At 73.9% G+C, this 20,869-nt stretch carries 16 protein-coding genes; 9 read left to right on the top strand and 7 right to left on the bottom strand.

From position 1 onward, the window contains the following. Positions 1 to 231 precede the first annotated feature (231 nt). Genes AB0O01_RS17945 through AB0O01_RS17930 form a run of 4 tightly spaced genes read left to right on the top strand, consistent with a single transcriptional unit; the run spans position 232 to position 6,970 of the window. Positions 232 to 1,146 (top strand): glycosyltransferase family 2 protein, encoded by a 915-nt coding sequence (locus AB0O01_RS17945; RefSeq protein ID WP_365314473.1) that lies wholly within the window; start codon positions 232 to 234, stop codon positions 1,144 to 1,146. Beyond that, positions 1,143 to 2,261 (top strand): glycosyltransferase family 2 protein, encoded by a 1,119-nt coding sequence (locus tag AB0O01_RS17940; protein ID WP_365314471.1) that lies wholly within the window; start codon positions 1,143 to 1,145, stop codon positions 2,259 to 2,261. The genes AB0O01_RS17945 and AB0O01_RS17940 overlap by 4 nt, the downstream gene beginning before the upstream one ends. Then, complete coding sequence (locus tag AB0O01_RS17935; RefSeq protein WP_365314470.1) at positions 2,254 to 3,054, top strand: polysaccharide deacetylase family protein; 801 nt, start codon at positions 2,254 to 2,256, stop codon at positions 3,052 to 3,054. Before AB0O01_RS17940 ends, AB0O01_RS17935 begins: the two co-directional genes overlap by 8 nt. Then, positions 3,047 to 6,970, top strand: a complete 3,924-nt coding sequence (locus AB0O01_RS17930; protein ID WP_365314468.1) for a lipopolysaccharide biosynthesis protein — start codon at positions 3,047 to 3,049, stop codon at positions 6,968 to 6,970. The genes AB0O01_RS17935 and AB0O01_RS17930 overlap by 8 nt, the downstream gene beginning before the upstream one ends. A gap of 16 nt (positions 6,971 to 6,986) precedes the next feature. Here AB0O01_RS17930 and AB0O01_RS17925 read toward each other — a convergent pair whose 3' ends face one another. After that, positions 6,987 to 8,393, bottom strand: coding sequence for a xylan 1,4-beta-xylosidase (locus AB0O01_RS17925; RefSeq protein ID WP_365314466.1), 1,407 nt, complete (start codon positions 8,391 to 8,393; stop codon positions 6,987 to 6,989). Positions 8,394 to 8,469: 76 nt separating this feature from the next. Here AB0O01_RS17925 and AB0O01_RS17920 point away from each other — a divergent pair, with 76 nt between their 5' ends. Continuing rightward, positions 8,470 to 9,564: a DUF5925 domain-containing protein gene (locus tag AB0O01_RS17920; RefSeq protein ID WP_365314464.1), complete on the top strand. Its 1,095-nt coding sequence runs from the start codon at positions 8,470 to 8,472 to the stop codon at positions 9,562 to 9,564. A 340-nt stretch (positions 9,565 to 9,904) separates the two neighbouring features. Here the strand turns inward: AB0O01_RS17920 and AB0O01_RS17915 are convergent, their stop codons facing one another. Further along, on the bottom strand, positions 9,905 to 10,273 hold the full coding sequence (locus AB0O01_RS17915) for a GntR family transcriptional regulator (protein ID WP_365314462.1): 369 nt from the start codon (positions 10,271 to 10,273) through the stop codon (positions 9,905 to 9,907). Between the two features lie 87 nt (positions 10,274 to 10,360). Between AB0O01_RS17915 and AB0O01_RS17910 the strand changes: the two genes are divergently transcribed. Together AB0O01_RS17910 and AB0O01_RS17905 are read left to right on the top strand one after the other, a co-directional pair. Then, positions 10,361 to 11,290: a GNAT family N-acetyltransferase gene (locus tag AB0O01_RS17910; protein ID WP_365314461.1), complete on the top strand. Its 930-nt coding sequence runs from the start codon at positions 10,361 to 10,363 to the stop codon at positions 11,288 to 11,290. Continuing rightward, the gene (locus AB0O01_RS17905) at positions 11,271 to 11,783 is read left to right on the top strand and encodes a DUF402 domain-containing protein (protein ID WP_365314459.1); all 513 of its coding nucleotides are present in this window, start codon (positions 11,271 to 11,273) and stop codon (positions 11,781 to 11,783) included. The genes AB0O01_RS17910 and AB0O01_RS17905 overlap by 20 nt, the downstream gene beginning before the upstream one ends. A gap of 111 nt (positions 11,784 to 11,894) precedes the next feature. Here AB0O01_RS17905 and AB0O01_RS17900 read toward each other — a convergent pair whose 3' ends face one another. Continuing rightward, complete coding sequence (locus AB0O01_RS17900) at positions 11,895 to 12,545, bottom strand: class I SAM-dependent methyltransferase (RefSeq protein WP_365314458.1); 651 nt, start codon at positions 12,543 to 12,545, stop codon at positions 11,895 to 11,897. 211 nt (positions 12,546 to 12,756) lie between these two features. Here AB0O01_RS17900 and AB0O01_RS17895 point away from each other — a divergent pair, with 211 nt between their 5' ends. Next, entirely contained in the window at positions 12,757 to 12,891 is a 135-nt protein-coding gene (locus AB0O01_RS17895) for a hypothetical protein (protein WP_365314457.1), read from the top strand. Positions 12,892 to 12,917: 26 nt separating this feature from the next. Here AB0O01_RS17895 and AB0O01_RS17890 read toward each other — a convergent pair whose 3' ends face one another. After that, positions 12,918 to 13,367, bottom strand: coding sequence for a GNAT family N-acetyltransferase (locus AB0O01_RS17890; protein WP_365314456.1), 450 nt, complete (start codon positions 13,365 to 13,367; stop codon positions 12,918 to 12,920). Positions 13,368 to 13,696: 329 nt separating this feature from the next. Between AB0O01_RS17890 and AB0O01_RS17885 the strand changes: the two genes are divergently transcribed. Next, positions 13,697 to 14,740: a lytic polysaccharide monooxygenase gene (locus AB0O01_RS17885; protein ID WP_365314455.1), complete on the top strand. Its 1,044-nt coding sequence runs from the start codon at positions 13,697 to 13,699 to the stop codon at positions 14,738 to 14,740. A 104-nt stretch (positions 14,741 to 14,844) separates the two neighbouring features. Here the strand turns inward: AB0O01_RS17885 and AB0O01_RS17880 are convergent, their stop codons facing one another. From AB0O01_RS17880 to dnaE, 3 genes are all read right to left on the bottom strand, one after another. Then, the gene (locus AB0O01_RS17880; protein WP_365314454.1) at positions 14,845 to 15,702 is read right to left on the bottom strand and encodes an alpha/beta fold hydrolase; all 858 of its coding nucleotides are present in this window, start codon (positions 15,700 to 15,702) and stop codon (positions 14,845 to 14,847) included. A gap of 315 nt (positions 15,703 to 16,017) precedes the next feature. Next, on the bottom strand, positions 16,018 to 17,010 hold the full coding sequence (locus AB0O01_RS17875) for a hypothetical protein (protein WP_365314453.1): 993 nt from the start codon (positions 17,008 to 17,010) through the stop codon (positions 16,018 to 16,020). Beyond that, positions 17,007 to 20,762 (bottom strand): DNA polymerase III subunit alpha, encoded by a 3,756-nt coding sequence (dnaE, locus tag AB0O01_RS17870; protein ID WP_365314452.1) that lies wholly within the window; start codon positions 20,760 to 20,762, stop codon positions 17,007 to 17,009. Before dnaE ends, AB0O01_RS17875 begins: the two co-directional genes overlap by 4 nt. Between the last annotated feature and the right edge of the window lie 107 nt (positions 20,763 to 20,869).

The following is a 20,869-nucleotide window of genomic DNA, read 5'->3' as shown; positions in this document are numbered from 1 at the left end:
GGGTGCCGTGTCCGGGGGCCGTCACGGCCGCCGGGCCGAGCCGCGCGACCGGCTGCCGTCCATGGCCATGGCGTCCACGCCGTCCATGGGGCATCCGGCGTTTCGCCAGCTCACCCGAGGTCACGGAGCGTCAGCCGCGCTGTGCCCCGGGTGAGAACCCCCCTTTCGAACCGGATACAGAGCCGGACCGCCCCGGGGCGGGCGGTCCACCGGACGAGAGGGACCGGATCCATGAGTTCTGTACTGCACCCGGTGAGCACGGGTGACGATCCATCCATAAAGAACGCCGCCGTCGCCAACGCCACCATCACCGACGCCGCCGTCGCGCACTCCACCACCACTACCGCCGCCGCGCCGGGCGCCTCGGCCGCCCGCGCCTACCGGCCGATCTCCTCCCATCTGGCGATCACCCCACCGGTGAGTGTGGTGATCCCCGCCATGAACGAGGCGGAGAACCTCCCCTATGTCTTCCGGTCCCTGCCCGGCTGGATCCATGAGGTGGTCCTGGTCGACGGCAACTCCACCGACGGCACCGTCGACGTGGCCCGCGAGCTGTGGCCCGGGGTGCGGGTCGTCGAGCAGCGCGGCAGGGGCAAGGGGGACGCGCTGATCACCGGGTTCGAGGCGTGCACCGGCGACATCATCGTGATGGTCGACGCGGACGGCTCGGCCGACGGCGGCGAGATCGTCTCGTATGTCTCCGCGCTGGTCTCCGGCGCCGACTTCGCCAAGGGGTCGCGGTTCGCCAACGGCGGCGGCACCGACGACATGACCCTCGTCCGCCGCCTCGGCAACCGCGCGCTGTGCGCGGTCGTCAACGGGAAGTTCGGCGCCCGCTACACCGATCTCTGCTATGGATACAACGCGTTCTGGCGGCACTGCCTCGACCGGATCGACCTCGACTGCACCGGCTTCGAGGTGGAGACCCTGATGAACATCCGGGTGGTCAAGGCGGGTCTGAAAGTCCAGGAGATCCCCAGCCACGAGTATCTGCGGATCCACGGCACCAGCAATCTGCGGGCCGTCCGGGACGGGCTGCGGGTGCTCAGAGTGATCCTGGCGGAGCGCTCCAACCGGCGGGCGCTGCGCCGCCGGGCCGCCCGCCCCTCCCCCATGCTCGACGCGGTCCGGGGAGAGGCGTCTTGAACGGTCCCGCAGGCCCCGTCGCGGCCTCCGTCGCCGCCTCCGTCGCGATCTCCGTCGTCATCTGCGTCTACACCGAGGACCGCTGGGACGACATCCGCGCGGCGGTCGACTCGGTCCGGGCGCAGTCCCGGCCCGCCCTGGAGACCCTGCTCGTCGTGGACCACAACCCGGCGCTCCTGGAGCGGCTGGCCCGCGCCTTCCGGGAGACCGCGGGGGTGCGGGTGCTCGCCAACGCCGGTCCGCGCGGGTTGTCGGCCGGCCGCAACACCGGGATCGCCGCCGCCCGGGGCGAGGTGATCGCCTTCCTGGACGACGACGCCGTCGCCGAGCGGGACTGGCTGGCGCGGTTCGCCGGGCACTACGCCGACCCCCGGGTGATGGCGGTCGGCGGGCGCACCGAGCCGCTCTGGGCGTCCGGGCGGCGCCCGGTCTGGTTCCCGGAGGAGTTCGACTGGGTGGTGGGCTGCACCTACCGGGGCCAGCCCGCCGGGGTCGCCCGGGTGCGCAACGTCCTCGGCGGCAACGCCTCCTTCCGCCGTACCGCGTTCGACGCGGCGGGCGGCTTCGCCACCGGCATCGGCCGCGACGGCGACAAACGCCCGCTGGGCTGCGAGGAGACGGAACTGTGCATCCGGCTCGCGCACACCGTGCCGGAGGCGATGCTGCTGCTGGACGACCGGGCGGTGATCCACCACCGGGTGCCCGGGGTGCGCGAGCGGTTCGGCTACTTCCGCACCCGCACCTACGCCGAGGGCCTGTCGAAGGCGCTGGTGGCGCGCAGTGTCGGCGCCGCCAAGGGGCTGGAGTCGGAACGCCGGTACGCCACCCGGGTGCTGCCGTCCGGGGTGGCGCGCGGGCTGCGGGACGCGCTGCTGGCCCGGCCGGGCGGCGCCGGGCGCGCGGGCGCGATCGTCGCGGGCGTGCTGACCGCGGCCGGTGGGTACGTCGTCGGGAGCGTGCGCGCCCGGCGCGCCGGGACGGCGTTCGAGGCGGGGCGGATCGAACCGGCCGAGGGGGATGCGGTGACGGAGACGGTGAAGAGCACGGGTGCGGTGGTCCCTGTCGGGGGGCGGCGGGAGAGACCCGGGGCCGAGGGGGGCGGCGGTCGTGGCTGAGGTGCGCGTCCCGATCCTGATGTACCACTCGGTCGCCGGCGGACCCAGCGAGGCCACCCGCGCGCTGTCGGTGGCGCCGGAGGCGTTCGCCACGCAGATGGGGCTGGTCGCCGGGCTCGGTATGACCCCGCTGACCACCGCCGAACTCGCCGAACGGTGGCGCGACGGCCGTCCGCTGCCGCCCCGGCCGGTGCTGATCACCTTCGACGACGGCTACGAGGGGGTGCACCGGCACGCCCTGCCGGTGCTCGCCCGGCACGGCTTCGCCGCCACCCTGTTCGTCTCCACCGGCTGGCTGCGCGGCCCCCACGACACCGGGGGCGGGCCGGACACCATGCTGGACTGGGCGCAGGTCCGGGAGCTGGCCGCCGCCGGGGTCGAGATCGGCGGCCACAGCCACAGCCACCCCCAGCTCGACCAGGTGGACGACGACGCCCTGCGCACCGAGCTGACCCGCTGCCAGGATGTCGTCACCGTCGAACTCGGCGCCCGGCCCACCTCCTTCGCCTACCCGTACGGCTACTCCGACCGGCGGGTGCGCGAGGAGGTGCGGGCCACCGGGTACACCCAGGCGCTCGCCGTCGGCAACGCGCTCGCCGCCCGGCGGCAGGGCCCGTACGCGCTGCACCGGGTGACCGTGCGGCGCGGCACCGGGGCCGAGGAGTTCGAGCGGCTGCTCAGCGGCCGTGCCATCGCCCGCACCTTCGTCCGGGACCGCGCCCTGACCAAGGGGTACGCCCTGGTCCGCCGCGCCCGCCAGGTCCGCCGGAAGGCCACCCGAATCCGTGTCTGACACGACCACGAAGACGACCACCACCCCCGAGAGCGCCGGGACCGGCGGCGCCGCCGGGGCGGCGACGGGTCCGCCGCCGCGCCGACGGCGGCTGCTGCCCGGCCCCGGCCGCCCCGGCGACGACGGCAGCCCGCTGCTGCGCAACGCCTACGCCCTGATGCTCAACACCGGGATCTCCGCGGTGCTGGGCCTGGGCTTCTGGCTGGCCGCGGCCCGCCACTACAACGAGTCCTCGGTCGGGCAGGGCTCGGCCGCCATCGCCGCGATGAAGCTGCTGGCCGGGCTGACCGCGGTGACCCTCACCGGGGCGCTGGCCCGGTTCATCCCGATCGCCGGGGGCGGTACCGGCCGGCTGATCCTCCGCACCTACGCGGGCAGTTCGCTGGTCGTGGCGGCGGCGGCCGGGGTGTTCCTGCTGACGCTGGACCTGTGGGGGCCGTCGTACCGCTTTCTGGACGGGCCGCTGCCCGCGCTGTTCTTCGTGGTGGCGGTGGTGTCCTGGAATCTGCTGACCCTTCAGGACGGGGTGCTGACCGGGCTGCGCAGCGCGACCTGGGTGCCGGTCGGCAACACCGTGTTCTCGGCGGTGAAGCTGGGGCTGCTGGTGGCGTTCGCGGCGGCGGTGCCCACCGCCGGGGTGTTCGTGTCCTGGGTGGCGGCCACCGCGTTCTCGGTGCTGCCGCTGGGCTGGCTGGTGTTCCGGCGGCTGGTGCCACGCCATGTGAGGGCCACCGAGGGGCGGGCGGGGCCGCCGTCACTGCGGGAGGTGGGCCGGTTCCTGGCCGGGGACTACACCGGGTCGCTGTTCTCGCTGGCCGTGGTCTACGCGGTGCCGGTGATCGTGGCGGCCCAGGTCGGCTCCGCCGACAACGCGTACTTCTACATCGCCACCACCATCGGCGGCACGGTCAACCTGCTCGCCATCAACATGGGCGCCTCCCTCACCGTGGAGGGCTCGCACGACCCGGCCCGGCTCGCCGCCAACACCCGGGCGGCGCTGCGGCGGATGGCCCGGATCATGCTGCCGGTGGCGGCGGTGCTGTTCGTGGGGGCGCCCTGGATCCTGGCAGTGTTCGGCGCCGGGTACGCGGACGCGGCGACGGGGCTGCTGCGCTGGTTCGCGGTGGGCGCGGTGCTGCGGGTCGTGATGGAGACGTACTTCGCGGTGCTGCGGGCGCAGAGCCGCACCGCCGGACTGGCCTGGCTCCAGGGGCTACTGTGCGCGCTGGTGCTGGGGCTGACGCTGGTGCTGCTGCCGAGGATGGGGCTGGTCGGCGCCGGGGTCGCCGAGATCAGCAGCCTCGCGGTGATCGTGGCTCTCGCCGCGCCCCGGCTGTACCGGACGATCCGGGCGGTGCCGGGCGACGGTGGCACCGGGGCGGGGGACGCGGTGACGGGGGACGCGGTGGCGGGGGACGCCGTGGCGGCGGACGGCGACCTCGCCGACCTGGGCACCCGGGAGGCGCGGCCGGGCGGCCGGCGGCGGGGCCCGGCCTGGGCGCGGGACGCGGACACGCTCGCGCTGGGCATCCCGGCCGACTTCGACCATGTGGAACGGCGGCCGGATGTGAGGCCGGGGCCGGGGACGCCGGCCACGGGGGTGGTGGTGGGGGGGATGTCCGCTACCGGGGGGTCGGGGGCATCGGCTACTGGGGTGCCGGGGCCGGGGACACCGCCCACCGGAGTGTCGGTGCCGAGGACACCGGCCACCGGGGTGCCGGTGGTACGGAGACCGGCGTGGGCGGTGGAGGCGGGGGCTCCGCAGACGCCGGGGGTACCGGGGGTGCCTGGGGCACCTGGGGTGCCGGAGACGCACGGCGCTCCGCAGGCGCCGGAGGCGGCCTCGGGGCCGTCCGGGAAGGCCCCGTCCCCGGGACGGCGTCCCGGCCCCCTCCACCCCGCTCGCCCCACCCGCGTCGGCGCGGCGCTCGGCGGGCTGCTGGCCGTCGCCCTGCTGCTGTACTGGATCCCGGCCGGGCGGCTGGGCGAGAGCGATCTCGACGCGATGGGCGGGCTGGGGCTGGTCTCGGTGCTGCCGGTGCCGACCCTGGCGGGCGCGGCCCTGCTGGTGGTGGTGTTCTCCTCGCTGCTCTGGCTGCACCGGGAGCACCGGGCGCTGCTGCTGGTGACGCTGCTGGCCACCGTCGTGTCGCTGCACGCGCTGCCCGCGGTGATCGAGAGCGAGCCCCGGTTCGCGACGGCGTGGCAGCATCTCGGCTTCCTGGACTACATCGACCGGACCGGCACGGCCGTACCCGATCTGGACGCCCGGTGGAGCTGGCCCGGGTTCTTCGCGGCGGCGGCGTTCGTGGCGCAGGCGTGCGGGGTGGACGACCTCACCGAGGTGATCCGCTGGTGGCCGCTGACCATGCAGGTGCTGTATCTGGCGCCGATGTTCCTGCTGACCCGGGCGCTGCGGGCGAGTTGGAGGGCGCGGTGGACCGGGATCTGGGTGTTCGTGCTCAGCGCCTGGGTCGGCCAGGACTACTTCTCCCCGCAGGGCTTCACCTACCTCCTCTATCTGGTGTTCGTGGCGCTGCTGCTGGTGTGGTTCCGCGCCCCGCATGTCATCTGGGGCCGGGTGCGGCCGGGCGAGACGGAGGTGGAACCGGCGGGCCGGCGGCAGCGCACGGTGCTGCTGCTGGTGGTGATCGGCCTGTTCGCGGCGAGCGTCCCGGCGCATCAGCTCACCCCGTTCGTGATGCTCGGGGTGCTGGCGGCGCTGGTGCTGATCGGCAAGTCGGAGCTGCGCGGGCTGCCGCTGCTGTGCACGGTGATGGTCGCGGCCTGGATCGGCTTCCTGGCCGAACCGTACTGGTCGGGGCACTTCGACGAACTCTTCGGCGGGATCGGCGGGGTCGGCGGCAATGTCTCCTCGTCCGTCTCCGGCCGGATCGAGGGCGGCTCCTCCACCCACACCCTGGTGCTGTACGGACGGGTGCTGCTGGCGGGCGGGGTGATGGCGTTCGCCTGCTGGGGCTGGTGGCGGCGCCGCTTCCACCGCTACCGCGAACGCGTTCTGCCGGTCCTCGCCCTCGTCCCGTTCCTCGGCTTCGGCATGCAGTCCTACGGCGGGGAGATGGCGCTGCGGGTGTTCATGTTCGCGCTGCCCGGCGCGGCCCTGCTCGCCGCGCTCGCCCTGTTCCCGCGGACCGGCGCGACCGCGAAGGAGCGGGCGGCGGACGGGGTGAGCCTGGCGCCGCTGGCCGCGCTGCTGGCCGGGCTGGTGCTGATGGGCGGCTTCCTGGTGGCCCGCTGGGGCAATGAGCCGTTCGAACGGATCAGGCCGGGCGAGGTCGCCGCGATGGAGTACGTGTACGCGCACGACGAGCCGACGCTGCGGCTGCTGTGGCTGAGCAACGACGTGGTCGAGAACGTCACGCCCGCGATGCCGTGGGGGGCGCGGGACATGGAGAAGGTGGAGTACGTGCCGACGCTCGCGCCGCCCGATCCGGTGCTGGTGTCGGGCCTGGTCAAGGCGCTGCGGGACGCGGGTCCGAACTCGTATCTGATGGTGAACCGCGGTCAGGTCACCTATCTGACGATGGACTCGGGCTATCCACTGACGTGGGAGGCGCGGCTGATCGAGAATCTGGACCGGCGGCCGGAGCTGACCAAGCCGTTCGTGAACGGGGATGTCACGATCTACGCCCTGCGGGAGCAGCCGTCCGATCCGGTGCCGGAGGCCGATCCCGGTCCGGCCGGGCCGCGGGTGACCTGGACGCCATGGTCGGTGGTGGGGGCGCTGGCGGCGGTGGCGCTGATCGTGCTGCTGGCGGGGCGTGAGGTGGCGCGGGTGGCGATGCGGCCGAGTGTGCGGCAGGTGCGGCTGCTCCAGGGCAGTTTCTGGTTCTCGCTGCCGCTGCTGGCGGTGTTCCTCGCGTCGCTGGCGCAGCGGTTCCTGACGATGAAGTGAGGCCGACGGAGAGGGCTCAGCGGTCCAGCCAGCGCACCTCGTACGCGGCCAGGGCGAGCCGTCGGCCGTCGACCCCGACCGTGGTCCGGCGGTCGCGGGTGTTGACCACGAGGAGGGTGTCCGCGGAGGCGAGCACCCGGACGGCGGCCGGGTCGCCGGCGGTGACGGGGACGTCCGCGTAGCGGGTGCCGGGCGGGAAGGCGGCGGAGAAGCGGGACAGCAGCCCGTACATCGGCAGGGCGGCGCCGCCGTCGGGGGTGTCGGTGGGGGTCCAGAGGCAGCCGGGGCAGTCGGGGCCGGTGCGGCGCTGCGGGTTCCAGTAGAAGCCGGTGGTGGTGCCGCCGCGGGCGAGCGCGATCAGGCCGGTGGCGTGGACGGCCGTGCGGTGGGGCTCGGACCAGCCCTCGCGGTCGTCGTTGGAGTCGGCGGTCTCGACGTAGTACTCCGCCCACCACAGCGGCAGGTCCCCGGTCCGGTCGCGCACCCAGCGGCTGACGTCGGTGAACTTGCCGGTGGCGGCGAACTCGTCCGGCACGAACTCGTCGTCGCGGGTGTAGCTGGAGCCGTCGACCACGACGAAGTCGGCGCCCGTCCGGTGCGCGTTCCAGTAGTTGAAGGCGTCCAGGACGCGCTGGTCGGCGGCGCCCCAGGGGCCCTTGAGGTCGGGCGAGGCCAGCTCGGTCTGCCGGGGGTCGACGCTGTCCATCACCAGATACGGCCCGCCGACCATGATGTCCTCGTTCACCTCCTTGAGCGCCCGGTACACCAGGTTGTACAGCTCGGTGTAGCCCTCGTAGTCCCAGCGGGCCCCGGTGTCGTTCCAGAAGCCCTTGAACTCGTTCCAGACGATGAAGCGGCGGACATCGGGGTAGCGCCGGGCGACGGTCGCGGCGAGGGCCGCGAAGTCGGCGAAGTGCTCCGGCTCGGGGGCGGTCTCCAGGGCGGTCCAGTCGGTGGTGCCGGGCTCGCCGCCCTTCATCCAGTCGGGCGCGCAGCACAGGGTGATCACGGGGGTGGCGCCGGTGGCGCGGGCGAAGTCGATCCGGCGGTCCAGGGCGGCGAAGTCGTAGCGGCCCTTGGACGGCTCGGGGTTGTCGGCGCCCCAGCCCATGATGTGCTGGTTCTGCGGCAGGCCGGTGCCGGTGAGCCGCTCCTCGACCCGGGACACGGCGGCCGGGTAGCCCTCGTCGGCGCTGAACTGGGTGTGGGTGAAGCCCCAGCCGGCATCGGGGCCGCTGTCGTCGGGGGTGGCGGGGGTGCCGTGCACCTTGTCGCCGTCGGGGGTGGTGCCGGACGGCGAACCGCCGTCGCCGGGGAGGGTGTTGACCAGGGTCAGCAGCAGGGCGACCGTGGCGGCGCCGACGCCGAGCAGTGCGGCGAGCCGCCATCGCCGTACCCCGGGACTCCCCCCATGACGTGCCATCGAGGCCAACAGTAACCGTGCGACCACCCGGTGGAAACCGGGTGCGCACCGGCCGCGCGTGCCCGATCATGGCGACATGTCCGACCTCCCGCACGACGTGCCGCCGCTCCGGCTCAACGTCGACGACTCCGACTCCCCGTCCGACGTCGTCGACCTGCTGTTCCTCGGCCGTTTCGCGACCGGCGAGCAGCCGTACGCGCACGCGGCGAACATCGAGCGCGTGCGCTCCGGCGCGACCCTGCTGCCGCCGGGCGCGCGGGTGCTGCGCCTGTCCCGCGACGACGACCGCAGCGCCACCCTCGCCGAGGGCGACGGCTGGACGCTGCTGATCTCCCGCTGGAACCGGGGCGCCGATGTCACGGTCACCGCGACCACCGCCGAACTCGCCGCGAAGGTGCTGGAGGAGGCGACGGACGGGGCGGCGGACGAACCGGAGCCGCAGCCGGAGAACGTGACGATGGGGTTCTGGTACATGTCCCCGCGGCGCGGCCCGTACCGCACGACCCGGCAGATCGCGGCCGGCACCTGGGACGAGGTGCGGGCCAACTACACCGCGCCGGTCGCGGACGCGATGGACGGTCTGATGAAGACCACGCCGGAGGACATCGCCGGGCGGCTGCTCCTGCTGCACGGCCCGCCGGGCACCGGCAAGACCTCGGCGCTGCGGACCCTCGCCCGGTCCTGGCGCGACTGGTGCCAGGTGGACTGCGTCCTGGACCCCGAGCGGCTCTTCTCCGACGTCGGCTATCTGATGGACATCGCGATCGGCGAGGAGGACGCCTCCGGCAAGGGCCGCTGGCGGCTGCTCCTGCTGGAGGACTGCGACGAACTGATCCGCGGCGAGGCCAAGCACACGGCGGGCCAGGCCCTGTCCCGCCTGCTCAATCTCACCGACGGGCTCCTCGGGCAGGGCCGCAACGTCCTGGTCGGCGTCACCACCAACGAGGACCTGGAGCGGCTGCACCCCGCCGTGGTCCGCCCCGGCCGCTGCCTCGCCCGCATCGAGGTCGGCGCCCTGACCCGCCCGGAGGCGGTCACCTGGCTGGGCACGGAGGAGGGCATCGGCCGCGAGGGCGCGACTTTGGCAGAGCTGTACGCCCTGCGCCGCGGTACCTCTCCGACGTCCTTGCCGGAGCCTCGGGGTGGGGCGGAGGCGGGGTTGTATTTGTAGGGGGCGCTTGGCTTGGGAGTGCGCTCCGGGTTGGGGGAGGTGGGGTGGGGTGGGCTTCGCCCCGGGGAGTGGGCTTCGCCGAGGGGGGCTCGGCTCAAGGGGGGCTCGGCTCAAGGGGGTGGGCTTCGCCCAGGGGGTGGGGACGGGTCCGCCTGGAGGGTGGGCTTCCGCTCAGGGGCGGGGCGGGCTCGGCTCAGGGGGTGGGGACGGGGGCCGCTCTGGGGAGGGGCCGCTCCAGGGGGGCCGCTCCGGGGGCCGCTCCAGAGGAGTGGGCTTCGGGGGGTGGGCTTCGCCCAGGGGGTGGGCCCCCTCCGGCAGCGTCCGCGTCCGCCTCCGCCGCTCACCCCCCGTAAGCCGCCCGCAGGGCTTCTCTTGCCGCGGACAGGGCCTCCGGCTCCGGTACGCCCAGGCGGTGGGCTCGTTGCGCGTATGCCTGCGCGGCGGACGCCAGTTCCCGTTCCGCCGCCGAGCCCGCCGCCGCGACGAACGTGCCGTTGCGCCCCCGGGTCTCGATCACCCCGTCCGTCTCCAGCGCCCGGTACGCCTTCGCCACCGTGTTCGCCGCGAGGCCCAGCGTCTCGGCGAGCCCCCGCACCGTCGGCAGCCGGTACCCGACCGGCAGCACCCCCGACCGGGCCTGCGCGGAGATCTGCGCCCGCACCTGCTCGTACGGCGGCGCGCTGTCATCGATCCGGATCTTCAAGGTCACGCTGCGATTCTCCCCCACCCGCCGCCCTCCCCGCCCCCCGGAAATGGGGAGGCGCCCCGATGCCCGCTCCCCGTAGCGTGCCCGCACATGACCGTGCTCGTACGTGACATCCGTCCCGGGGTCCGGGCCGACGCCGAGGGCTTCTGCGCGGCCCGTCGGCGCGCCCTGCCCCATCTGCTGGCCACCCCGGAGTCGGTGGTCCACGACCTCACCCGTCAGCGCCCCGGCGCCCACCACCGCTTGCTGGTGGCGGAGGTGGACGGCGAGATCACCGGCACCGCCGAGACCGGGCTGTCCCCGGACAGCACCGAGCCCGGCCATGGCTACCTCCATGTGTATGTCCGCCCCGACCGCACCGGCCGGGGCGCCGGTTCGCTGCTGCTGCGCACCGCCGAGGAGCATCTGGCGACCGTGGGCGCCACCAAGGCGTTCGCCTGGGTCCTGGACCGCCCCGAGCACCGCGCCTTCGCGGCCCGGCACGGCTACACCCCCAGCCGCTCCGGGCACTTCCTCCGGCTGGACCTGACGGACGGCACCCTCCCCCCGCTCCCGCCCCTGCCGCCCGGCGTGACCCTGCGCACCGGCACCGACTACACCGGCGACCCCCGCCCCCTGTTCGCCCTGGACGCCGAGGTCACCTCGGACGAACCCGGCGACATCACCGCCGAACTGACCGACTACCCGGCGTGGCTCACCGAGACCTGGCACCACCCCCTCCTCGACCACGCCCTCACCACGGTCGTCCTGGCCGACGGCGTACCCGCCGCGTTCAGCGCCGCCCACACCGACGGCGCCGGACGCTACGGCTCCGCCATGACCGGCACCGCCCGCGCCCATCGCGGCCGGGGCCTGGCCAGGCTCGCCAAGACCGACTCGCTGCGCCGGGCGCGCGCCGCGGGCTGCACCGAGGCGATCACCGGCAACGACGCGGGCAACGCGCCGATGCTCGCGATCAACAAGGCGTTCGGCTACACCATCTGCGCGACGGAGGTCCGCCATGTCCGCACCCTCGGCTGACCCGGCCGCCCCGGCGGGCGTGGACGTCGTCCTGGTCAAGGCGGGCCGCACCAAGATCCGCTACCCCGCCGCACTCCTCGCCGACGACGGCGTACGGATCACGGTCCGCGCCCCCTGGGCGGGCGACACGGCACGGGACTTCGGGTTCGTCCGGTTCGAACCCGGCGATGTCTTCACCGAGTACTACTGGCGCGACCGCTGGTACGCGGTGAAGGAGGTCCGGGACGCGGACGGCGTCCCGAAGGGCTGGTACTGCGACATCACCCGCCCGGCCGTGCTCACCGGCGGTGAGCTGACCGTGGAGGATCTCGACCTGGACCTGTGGCGCTCGGCGGACGGCACGGATGTCCGGCGGCTGGACGAGGACGAGTTCGCGGAGAGCGGTCTCGCGGCCCGGGACCCCGGGGCAGCGGCGGCGGCCGTGGCGGCGCTGGAGGAGTTGGAGGGGCTGGCGCGGGCGCGGGGGGACGGGTTCGGGAGGCTGCTGGCGTAGCTGGTGGCGCGGGTGCTGACGTAGGTGCCGGCGCAGGGCCCTGGTCCGGGTCCGGATCCCCGGGGTGCGGCACCGGGACGAGGGCCCGGCCCCCTCCTCCCCCCCCGGGGCTCACACCACCGCCACCACCGCATACCGCTCGTCGGTCACCTCCCGCCCCCACAGCGCCGGTTCGCCGGACAGGGACTCGGTGCGCAGTTCGGCCGCGGCCGGGGCGAGGAGTCCGGTCAGCCGCCCGGCGGGGATCCCCACCGGGGCGACCGCGCCCCACACGCCCTCGATCAGCACCAGCCGGCCGCCGGGCCGCAGCAGCCCACGCCAGCGGCGCAGGGCGCGGGCCGGGTCGGGCAGCGCCCACAGGACATGCCGGACAAGGACGACGTCGTAGCGCTCCTCGCCGACCGGGGGTGCCTCCGCGTCGCCGACGAGCACGGCCGCGTCCCGCCCGGCGAGTTTGGCTCTGGCCCGCTCGACCATGGCCGGGGAGCGGTCGACCCCGGTGACCCGGTGTCCCTGCTCGGCGGCGAGCAGCGCCAGACTGCCCGTGCCGCAGCCGAGGTCGAGCAGATCGGCGGGGCGGGCCGGCAGCCAGCCGCGCAGCCGGGCCGCCCAGGCGGCCCGCACCTCCGGATCGCGCAGCCCGTGGTCCGGCTCGGCGTCGAACCCGGCCGCCTCCGCGTCCCAGTCCACCGCACCGGCACCAGGGCCAGGACCGGGACCGGCATCCGTACCGGGGACCGTGATGTCGCTGTCGTTCGTCATGTACCCAGAGTGACACCCGGCACTGACAATCGACCGTGATCACCCGCCGTTCCGGGAATCCGCCAGTGCGCCCCATGCGCCCCGATGTGACCCGAAGGACATTTCAATCGTGATGTCCGCCACTGACAGACCGGCACGGATGAGGAACTCTCCCCCAAAGGGTCTACCTCCGTGCCGCCACGGAACCCGGTAGGCACTGAAGGAGGCAGCCATGCGCCGCGCGACCGTGCAGAAGCCCCTGAAGAAGACCGACGCCAGACGGCTCCGCGAGAAGAGCGAGGAGCGTCCCGCGGACCGCCGTGAAGTGCGCGAGGACATCGCCCGCACCTGGTGGCCGGAGGGCTGACCCCCACGCGCGAGGGCGTGTCCCGCTCAGTCCAGCGGCTTGCGGTAGTGGATCCGGTCGTAGGGCCCGTCCGTGCGGCGTTCCACGATCTCGTAGCCGAACCGCGGGTAGATCTCCTGGTTCTCCCACATCAGGGCGTTGGTGTAGAGGCGCACCTCGGGCAGGCCCAGCGCGCGGGCGCGCGCGTCGACGAACTCCAGCAGCCGCCGTCCCACACCCCGGCCGTGCGCGTCGGGGTGCACGGCGATGCTGTCGAGGAAGAAGTGGTCGGGGTACGCCCGCACGACCACGAGTCCCGTCACCGGCACACCGGTCACGAACACCCGCCCCGCCGCCACCTCGGCCGCGTGGTCCGCCTCCATGGGCTGCGGTACGACCCCGATGCGGGCGATGTACCGCCGGTAGGCGGCATCGGTCACCGCCTTCACCGCGGCGATGTCCTCCTGAGTGGCGAGCCGGATCACTGTGTCGTCCATGGCTCAAAACGTACCTACCTCAGCCCAGCCTGAGCACTCCCTTAAAGCGAGCATAAGGATCTCCTCAGCGCGCTCTCAGCAGCCGATCCGGCGGTTTCTTGCGGCTAGCTTCGGATCGCCCCCACGGGATCACGATCTCGAATCACCGATCACGGATCACAGATCGCCGATCGCCGATCACGGATCACGGATCGATCGCCACAGCCGATCTGGAGTCGACGATCACTGATCAACGATCACGGATCACAGGTCACAGATCACCGATCACCGATCACCGATCACCCAGGGATCCCGCGAATGACCGCTACATCGCTACGAGGAGTGCCCCCATGTCCGTTCGCCGCAAGGCCGCCGCTGTCGCGGCTGTCGGTATCGCCCCGCTCGCTCTGACCGCGCTGTCCACCGCCCCCGCCGCCGCGCACGGCTCGATGGGCAACCCGGTCAGCCGGGTCTCGCAGTGTCTCGCCGAAGGGGCGGAGAACCCCACGTCCGCGGCCTGCAAGGCGGCGGTCGCGGCCGGTGGCACCCAGGCGCTCTACGACTGGAACGGCATCCGCATCGGCAACGCCGCCGGCCGCCACCAGGAGCTGATCCCGGACGGCAAGCTGTGCAGCGCCAACGACCCCGCCTTCAAGGGGATGGACCTGGCGCGCGCCGACTGGCCCGCGACCAGCGTCCAGGCCGGTTCGTACAACTTCAAGTTCCGGGTGACGGCCCCGCACCAGGGCGCCATGAAGGTGTACCTCACCAAGCCCGGCTTCGACCCGTCCAAGGCGCTCGCCTGGAGTGATCTGGATCTGGCCAACCCGGTCGCGTCGACCGCCACCACCCGCAGCTCGGACGGCGGCTTCTACAACTTCACCGGCACCCTGCCCGAGCGGTCCGGCAAGCACGTGCTGTACGCGGTGTGGCAGCGCTCGGACAGCACCGAGGCGTTCTACTCCTGCTCGGACGTCACCTTCGGCGGCGCGAGCGGCGGTTCCGGTTCCTCCGGGACGTCCGGCGGCGGCAGCAGCACCCCGGCGCCCACCGCCTCCGCGCCCTCCGAGGAGCAGATCGACGCCGGCAACGAGCAGTCGACGGTCGAGAACGGCGGGCACGGCGACCACGACCCGAACACCACCACCGACCCGACCCCCGAGGCCGGTTCCGGGTCCGACGCGGGCTCCGACTCCGGCGCGGGCAACGACCCGAAGGCGGCCGGCGCCCCGGCCCAGCCGGTGGCGGACGGCGCCGACGAGGGCGCCAACCTCGCCGAGACCGGCGGTGACAGCACCACCCCGATGATCGCGGTCGGCGGTGCGGCGGCCCTCGCGCTGGGCTCGGCCGCGCTGTTCGCCTCGGTGCGGCGCCGGGCACGCAACAGCGCCTGATCCGCACCCCGGTGCTCCGGGGCCCGGCCAGCGGCTCAGGCCGGCCGGGCCCCGGGACACCCACCCCCACCCCCACCCCCTGCCCCTGCCCCCGCGGGTCGGTCTTAGCTGAACGCCGAGGCGCAGGTGGTGGGTCTGGCCCGTGCCGGGTCGAGGGCGTTGGCCACCTCGTGGAAGGCGATCCGGTCGAACAGCCCGATCGCCAGATGCTCGGACAGATCGACCGGGCACAGATCCTGGAGCAGCACGTTCCGCACCCCCGGACCGTCCAGGAAGGCACTGCGGTACGGGGTGACGACCTGGTCGTACCGGGTGGCGATGACGGTGTAGGCCACCCCGGGCACGGTGTCGCCCCCGGCGTTCAGCCTGGTGAGGAAGGGCGAGCCGGCGATCTGGTCGGCGAGCGCCGGGGCGGCGCTGCCGATCAGGTCCTCGGCGCCGGGGAAGTACGGCAGGAGTTTCGTGAGCCCGGACAGGGTGGTGCCGTGGTTGTCGGGGGCGAGGCCGACGAGGGCGTTCACCTCGGCCGCCCCGCCGAGGAACTTGAGGTAGTACCGGGGCATCATGCCGCCCTGCGAGTGCCCCACGACATCGACCTCCCGGGCGCCGGTCGCGGCGAGCACCTTGTCGACAAACGCGTCGAGTTGCTCTGCCGACCTGTCGATCGGGCCGAGTCCGTGGAAGAACGGCACGCCGGGGAGCTGGCCGTAGTCGAGCGAGAAGACGCAGTAGCCGCGCTGGGTCAGATAGGGCGCGAGGCCGAGCCAGTTGTCGACCGAGTTGCCGAAGGTGCCGTGCACCAGGACGACGGGGCGCGGATGTGCGGCGGACGGTGTACAGGAGTAGTCGTTCCAGCCCGCGCTGGGTGCGGCGGCCTGTGCGGTGGCGGCGGGGACGGTGGCCAGCGCGCCGGTCAGCAGCAGCGCCACCAGCGGTCCGAGCACTCTTCTCCAGGGCAGCATCGAGTGATCTCCTTGCGGCTCAAGGGAGTTGCGATGGCCTTACGCCCTGTGATCCGGATCACGGGATGCTGTTCACTCGTCAAGTTACGGACCAGTAGTTCAAGGGGGAAGTTACGGGCGAGTAAAAAACCTCACGAACACCGGCCAGGGCCAACGCACTTCCTTTGACGCCCGTCCTTCGACGCCCGTCCTTCAGGGGCGCGAGGAACTGCGCGACCAGCCCCCACCCACCCGCACCCACCCGCACCGACTCGCACCCACCCACACCCACCCGCACCCAAAAACCCACCCCCGCAACCCACCCCCCACACCCCCCTACGCCGCCAACCTCCCCGGCATCACCGCCCGCTCCCCGAACCGCGCCCGCGCGCGATCCGCGACCTCCTCGATCCTCCGCACCTTCTCGTCCACGGGATCGAAGCTGAGCTGATGAGCCCCCCGTTCCCGGGCGGCCAGCCCCTCCGCCCGTACCGCCACCCCCCGCACCCGCGCCCGCTGCAACCCCAGCGCCTCGTACATCCGGTACACCTCCTGCACCAGCGCGGCGGAGTGCGCGGTCGGCTCGTGCAGGGTGCGGGTCCGGACGGTCGCGGACCGGTCCGCGTACCGCACGGTGAGGGTGAGCCCCCGGCAGATCTTCTCCAGCGCCCGCAGCCGGCCGCCCAGTTCCCCGGTGGCGGAGAGCAGTGCCCGCCGGTGCCGGTCGGGATCGAGTTCGTCCCGGTCGAAGGCGCGCTCGGCGACCAGGGACGACGAGGAGACGGCGGTCGACACCACCCGCCCCCGGTCGACCCCGTTCGCCTGCTCGTGCAGGACACGCCCGGCCTTCGCGCCGATCAGCCGCTGGAGCGTGGACAGGGGCGCGGCGGCGACCGCGCCGAGGGTGTCGAGGCCGTACCCGCCCAGGGTGCGGGCGGTCGCGGCGCCCACCCCGGGCAGCGCGCCGACGGGCTGCCCGGCGAGGAACTCCGCGATCCCGTCCGGGTCCCCGGGCACCGCACGGGTCACCCCCGGCCGGGCCGTCCGCAGCGCGAGCCGGGCGAGCAGGGGGCCGGGCCCGGCGCCGGTCACGCAGTCGACGCCGTACCGGGCCAGGGCGCGGACCCGGATCACCGACGCCAACTGCACCGCATTCCGCCCGAAGTACCGTTCGGCGCCGCGCAGATCGGCCAGCGCCCCGTCGGGCGGCAGGGCCTGGACGACCGGGGTGAACTCCTCCAGCAGGGCGAGCAGCCCCGGAAGGGCGCCCTCGGGCGCGGCCCCCGCGTCCTCGCGCGGCGGCTGGAAACGTACGCACAGAATGGTCATCCCGCACTCCCCGGGCTCTGGTGCCACAACTTCCTCAACTGCGCGGGGTCCTGTCCCGCCGGACGCAGATCGGCCCATGGATGCAGCTCGTATCCGGTGGGCAGCCGGATCCGGCGCCCCCGGGCGGGGTCCCCTTCCCCCTGCTTCTCCCCTTCCCCCTGCCCCTCCCCCTCCCCCGCCTCCGCCAGCCGGGCCGCCACCCGGTCGAGTCCGCCCTCCGCGCGCAGTTCGATCAGCTCGGCGAGGTTCCACGCGGCGGCGCCGACCACGCTGAGGCTGCGTGGGCCGCGCCGCTGCACCACCCCGCGCACCAGCAGCAGCCAGGAGTGGAAGACGGTGTGCGCGCAGGCGTCGTGCGAGTCGTCGAAGAAGGCGAGGTCGACCAGGCCGGTGCCGTCGTCCAGGGTGGAGAAGATGACCCGTTTGCCGGACCGGATCGGCGGGGTCTGGGTGGCCGCCTTGGCGCCCGCGACCAGCACGCTCTCCCCGTGCCGGGCGTCGCGCAGCCGTTTGGCCGACACCACCCCCAGCTCGCGCAGGAACTCCCGGTGGTCGTCCATCAGATGGCGCGAGGTGTCCATGGACAGCACCCCCAGCTCGGCGCTGAGCCGTTCGGCCGGCGTGAGGTCGGGCAGCCCGGCGGAGGCGGTGCGGCGCCCTCCGGACAGGGGGAGCTGTCCGCCGCCCGCGCCGCGCGCGCCCTGGTGCAGTTCGGTCAGATGCAGTTGCAGATCACGCCGGTTGGCGCCGAACGCGTCCAGCGCGCCGACCTGGGCGAGCCGCTGGGCCAGCGGGCGGCTGGGGCGGGCCCGTTCCCAGAAGTCCAGCAGGGAGGCGTACGGCTGTCCGTCCGCGATCCGGGCGGCCTCGGCCCCGCTGATGCCGTGCACATCGCAGAGCGCGAGCCGCAGCCCCCATTCCCCTTTCGCCCCTCCCCCTGGATCAGACACCAGTTCGATCCGATGGGTGACGCCCGACCGGTTCACATCCAGCGCCAGCACCCGCACCCCCCTGCGCCGCGCGTCCGCCAGCAGCAACCGCTTGGGGTACATCCCGGGGTCGTGGGTGAGCAGCCCGGCGTAGAAGGCCGCCGGGTGATGGGCCTTCAGCCAGGCCGACTGGTACGTCGGTACGGCGAAGGCCACCGCGTGCGCCTTGCAGAAGCCGTACGACCCGAACGCGGCCACGATCTCCCAGGTCTGCTGAATCGTTTCTGCGTCATACCCCCGGACCGCCGCGTGCTGGGCGAACCACACCCGGATCCGCCCCTGCGACTCCGGGTCGGACAGCCCGCGCCGCACCCGGTCCGCCTCGTCCAGCCCGCAGCCGGTCATGGTGTGGACGATATGGATGATCTGCTCATGGAAGACGACGACCCCGTACGTCTCCCTCAGCGGCCCCTCCAGATCCGGGTGCGGATACCGCACCGGCGCCCGGCCGTGCCGGGCCTCGATGAACGGCCGCACCATGTCCGCGGCGACCGGGCCGGGCCGGAACAGGGAGATGTCCACGACCAGATCACCGAAGTCGGCCGGCTGGAGCCGCCCCACCAGATCCCGCTGCCCCGGCGACTCGACCTGGAAGCACCCCAGCGTCTCGGCCGACCGGATCAGCGCGTACGTCGCCGGATCGCCGTCCCGCACCGCGTCCAGGTCGATCCGCTCCCCCGTCGCCCGCGCCACCTCGGCGACCGCGTGGGCCATCGCCGACTGCATCCGCACCCCGAGCACATCGAGTTTGAGCAGCCCGAGGTCGTCCACGTCGTCCTTGTCGAACTGGGCCATCGGAAAGCCCTCGCCGCTGGTCGGCATCACCGGGACGCGGGAGCGCAGCCCGGCGTCGGAGAGCAGGACCCCGCAGGGGTGCATGGCGATCCCGCGCGGCAGGGCGTCGAGCGCCTCCACCAGATCCCAGAACCGTCCGTAGCGCCGCTCCTCACGGCGTACCTCCGCCGCCAGTTCGCGCAGTTCGGGCAGTTCGTCCAGGGCGGCGCGGGCGTCCCGGGCACGGATGTGCGGGAAGGACTTGGCGATGCGGTCGATGTCGGCGGGGTCCATGGACAGGGCGGCGCCGACGTCCCGGACCGCGTGCCGCACCCGGTAGGTCTCCGGCATCGCGACCGTCGCGACCCGCTCGGCGCCGAACCGGTCGATGATCCGCCGGTAGACGTCGAGGCGGCGCGCGGACTCCACGTCGATGTCGATGTCCGGCAGCACGAAGCGGCGCTTGGACAGGAACCGCTCCATCAGCAGCCCGTGCTCGACGGGGTCGGCGTGCGCGATGCCGAGCAGATGGTTGACCAGGGAACCGGCGCCGGAGCCGCGCGCGGCGACCCGGACCCCCATCTCCCGTACGTCGTCGACGACCTGGGCGACCGTCAGGAAGTAGGTGGCGAAGCCGTGGTGGGCGATGATGTCCAGCTCGTCGTGCATCCGCTCCCAGTAGGCGCGGCGGCCGGTGTAGCCGCGGCGCACCATGCCCGCCGCCGCCCGGGAGGCGAGCACCCGCCCGGCGTCGCGCCGACCGGCGCCGACCAGGCCCGGCTCGGGGAAGTGCACGCTGTTCAGGCCGAGGTCGTCCTCGGGGTCGACCAGGCACTCGGCGGCGGTGGCCCGGGTCTGTTCCAGCAGCCGGTGGGCGGTGTCGCGCCGGAAACCGGCGGCCTCCACGATCCGTTCGGCGGCCCGCAGCATGGCGTCGGCGCCCTTGAGCCAGGCCTCACCGGAGTCCAGCTCCCTGGTGGGGTCGACGGGGACGAGGCGGCGGGCCGCGTCCAGCACATCGGCGACCGGGCCCATGCCGCGGTCCGCGTACCGCACGGCGTTGCTGAGCACGGGGCGGACGCGCTGTTCGGCGGCGAAGCCCACGGTGCGGGCGGCGAGCCGGAGGGAGCCGGGGCCGGCGCCCTCGCGGCCGTGCCAGACGGCCTCCAGGCGCAGGGCGTCGCCGTAGACCTCGCGCCAGGGGACGAGGAGCCGGGCCGCGCGGTCCGGGCGGCCGGCGGCGAGGGCGCGGCCGACGTCGGAGTCGGGGCCGAGCAGCACGGTGAGGCCGTCGGCGTGGTTGCCGGACCAGGGCAGCAGCGGGGTGCCGGGGTGCTGGTGGGCGGTGGTGATCAGCCGGCACAGATCCGCCCAGCCGGCCGCGCCGTCCCGGGCGAGGAAGGTGACGCGGGGGGCCGACTCGTCGAGGAAGGCACCGCCCCGGACCGGGGTACGGCGCCGAGGGTGGTGGCCGAGCGAGCCGGTTCCGCCCGCCATCTGGCCGGTTCCTCCCGCCGCGCGGCCGGTTCCGCCCCTCACCGGGCCGGTTCCGCCCGCCGCCGGATCGATTCCTCCCCCTGCCGGACCGGATCCCTCGATCGCCGGACCGGATCCCTCCCTCGCCGGACCGGATCGGCCCGCACCCGAACCGGGCCCCCCTGCCCCCGAGCCGGGCCCCTCCACCGCCGAACCGGGCCGCCCCGCCCCCGAACCCGATCGCCCCGCCCCCGCCCCCGAACCCGGTGAACCGGTCCGCCTCACCGCCGGATCGGGCGCCCCCACCGCCAGATCGGCGCCGAACAGCGGGCGCACCCCTTCCCTCGCGCACGCCTTGGCGAACCGCACGGCCCCGGCGACGGTGTCCCGGTCGGTGAGCGCGAGGGCGTCCATGCCCCGCTCGGCGGCGCGCTCGGCCAGCCGCTCCGGGTGCGAGGCGCCGTGGCGCAGGGAGAACCCGGAGACGGTGTGCAGATGCGTGAAGCCCGGCATCCGCACCTCCCGCGCTGATGAGCCGGCTCCGCTCCGAGCCCGCTCTCCCGACCGACCATCTCTCGAACAACAGTTCCCACAATGTCCACCGCCCACCATACCCCCAT

The sequence above is a fragment of the Streptomyces sp. NPDC093252 genome (assembly GCF_040683675.1).
Lineage (GTDB): Bacteria > Actinomycetota > Actinomycetes > Streptomycetales > Streptomycetaceae > Streptomyces.
Note: the sequence above shows the minus strand (reverse complement) of the source record. Positions and strands in the feature narration are given on the sequence as shown.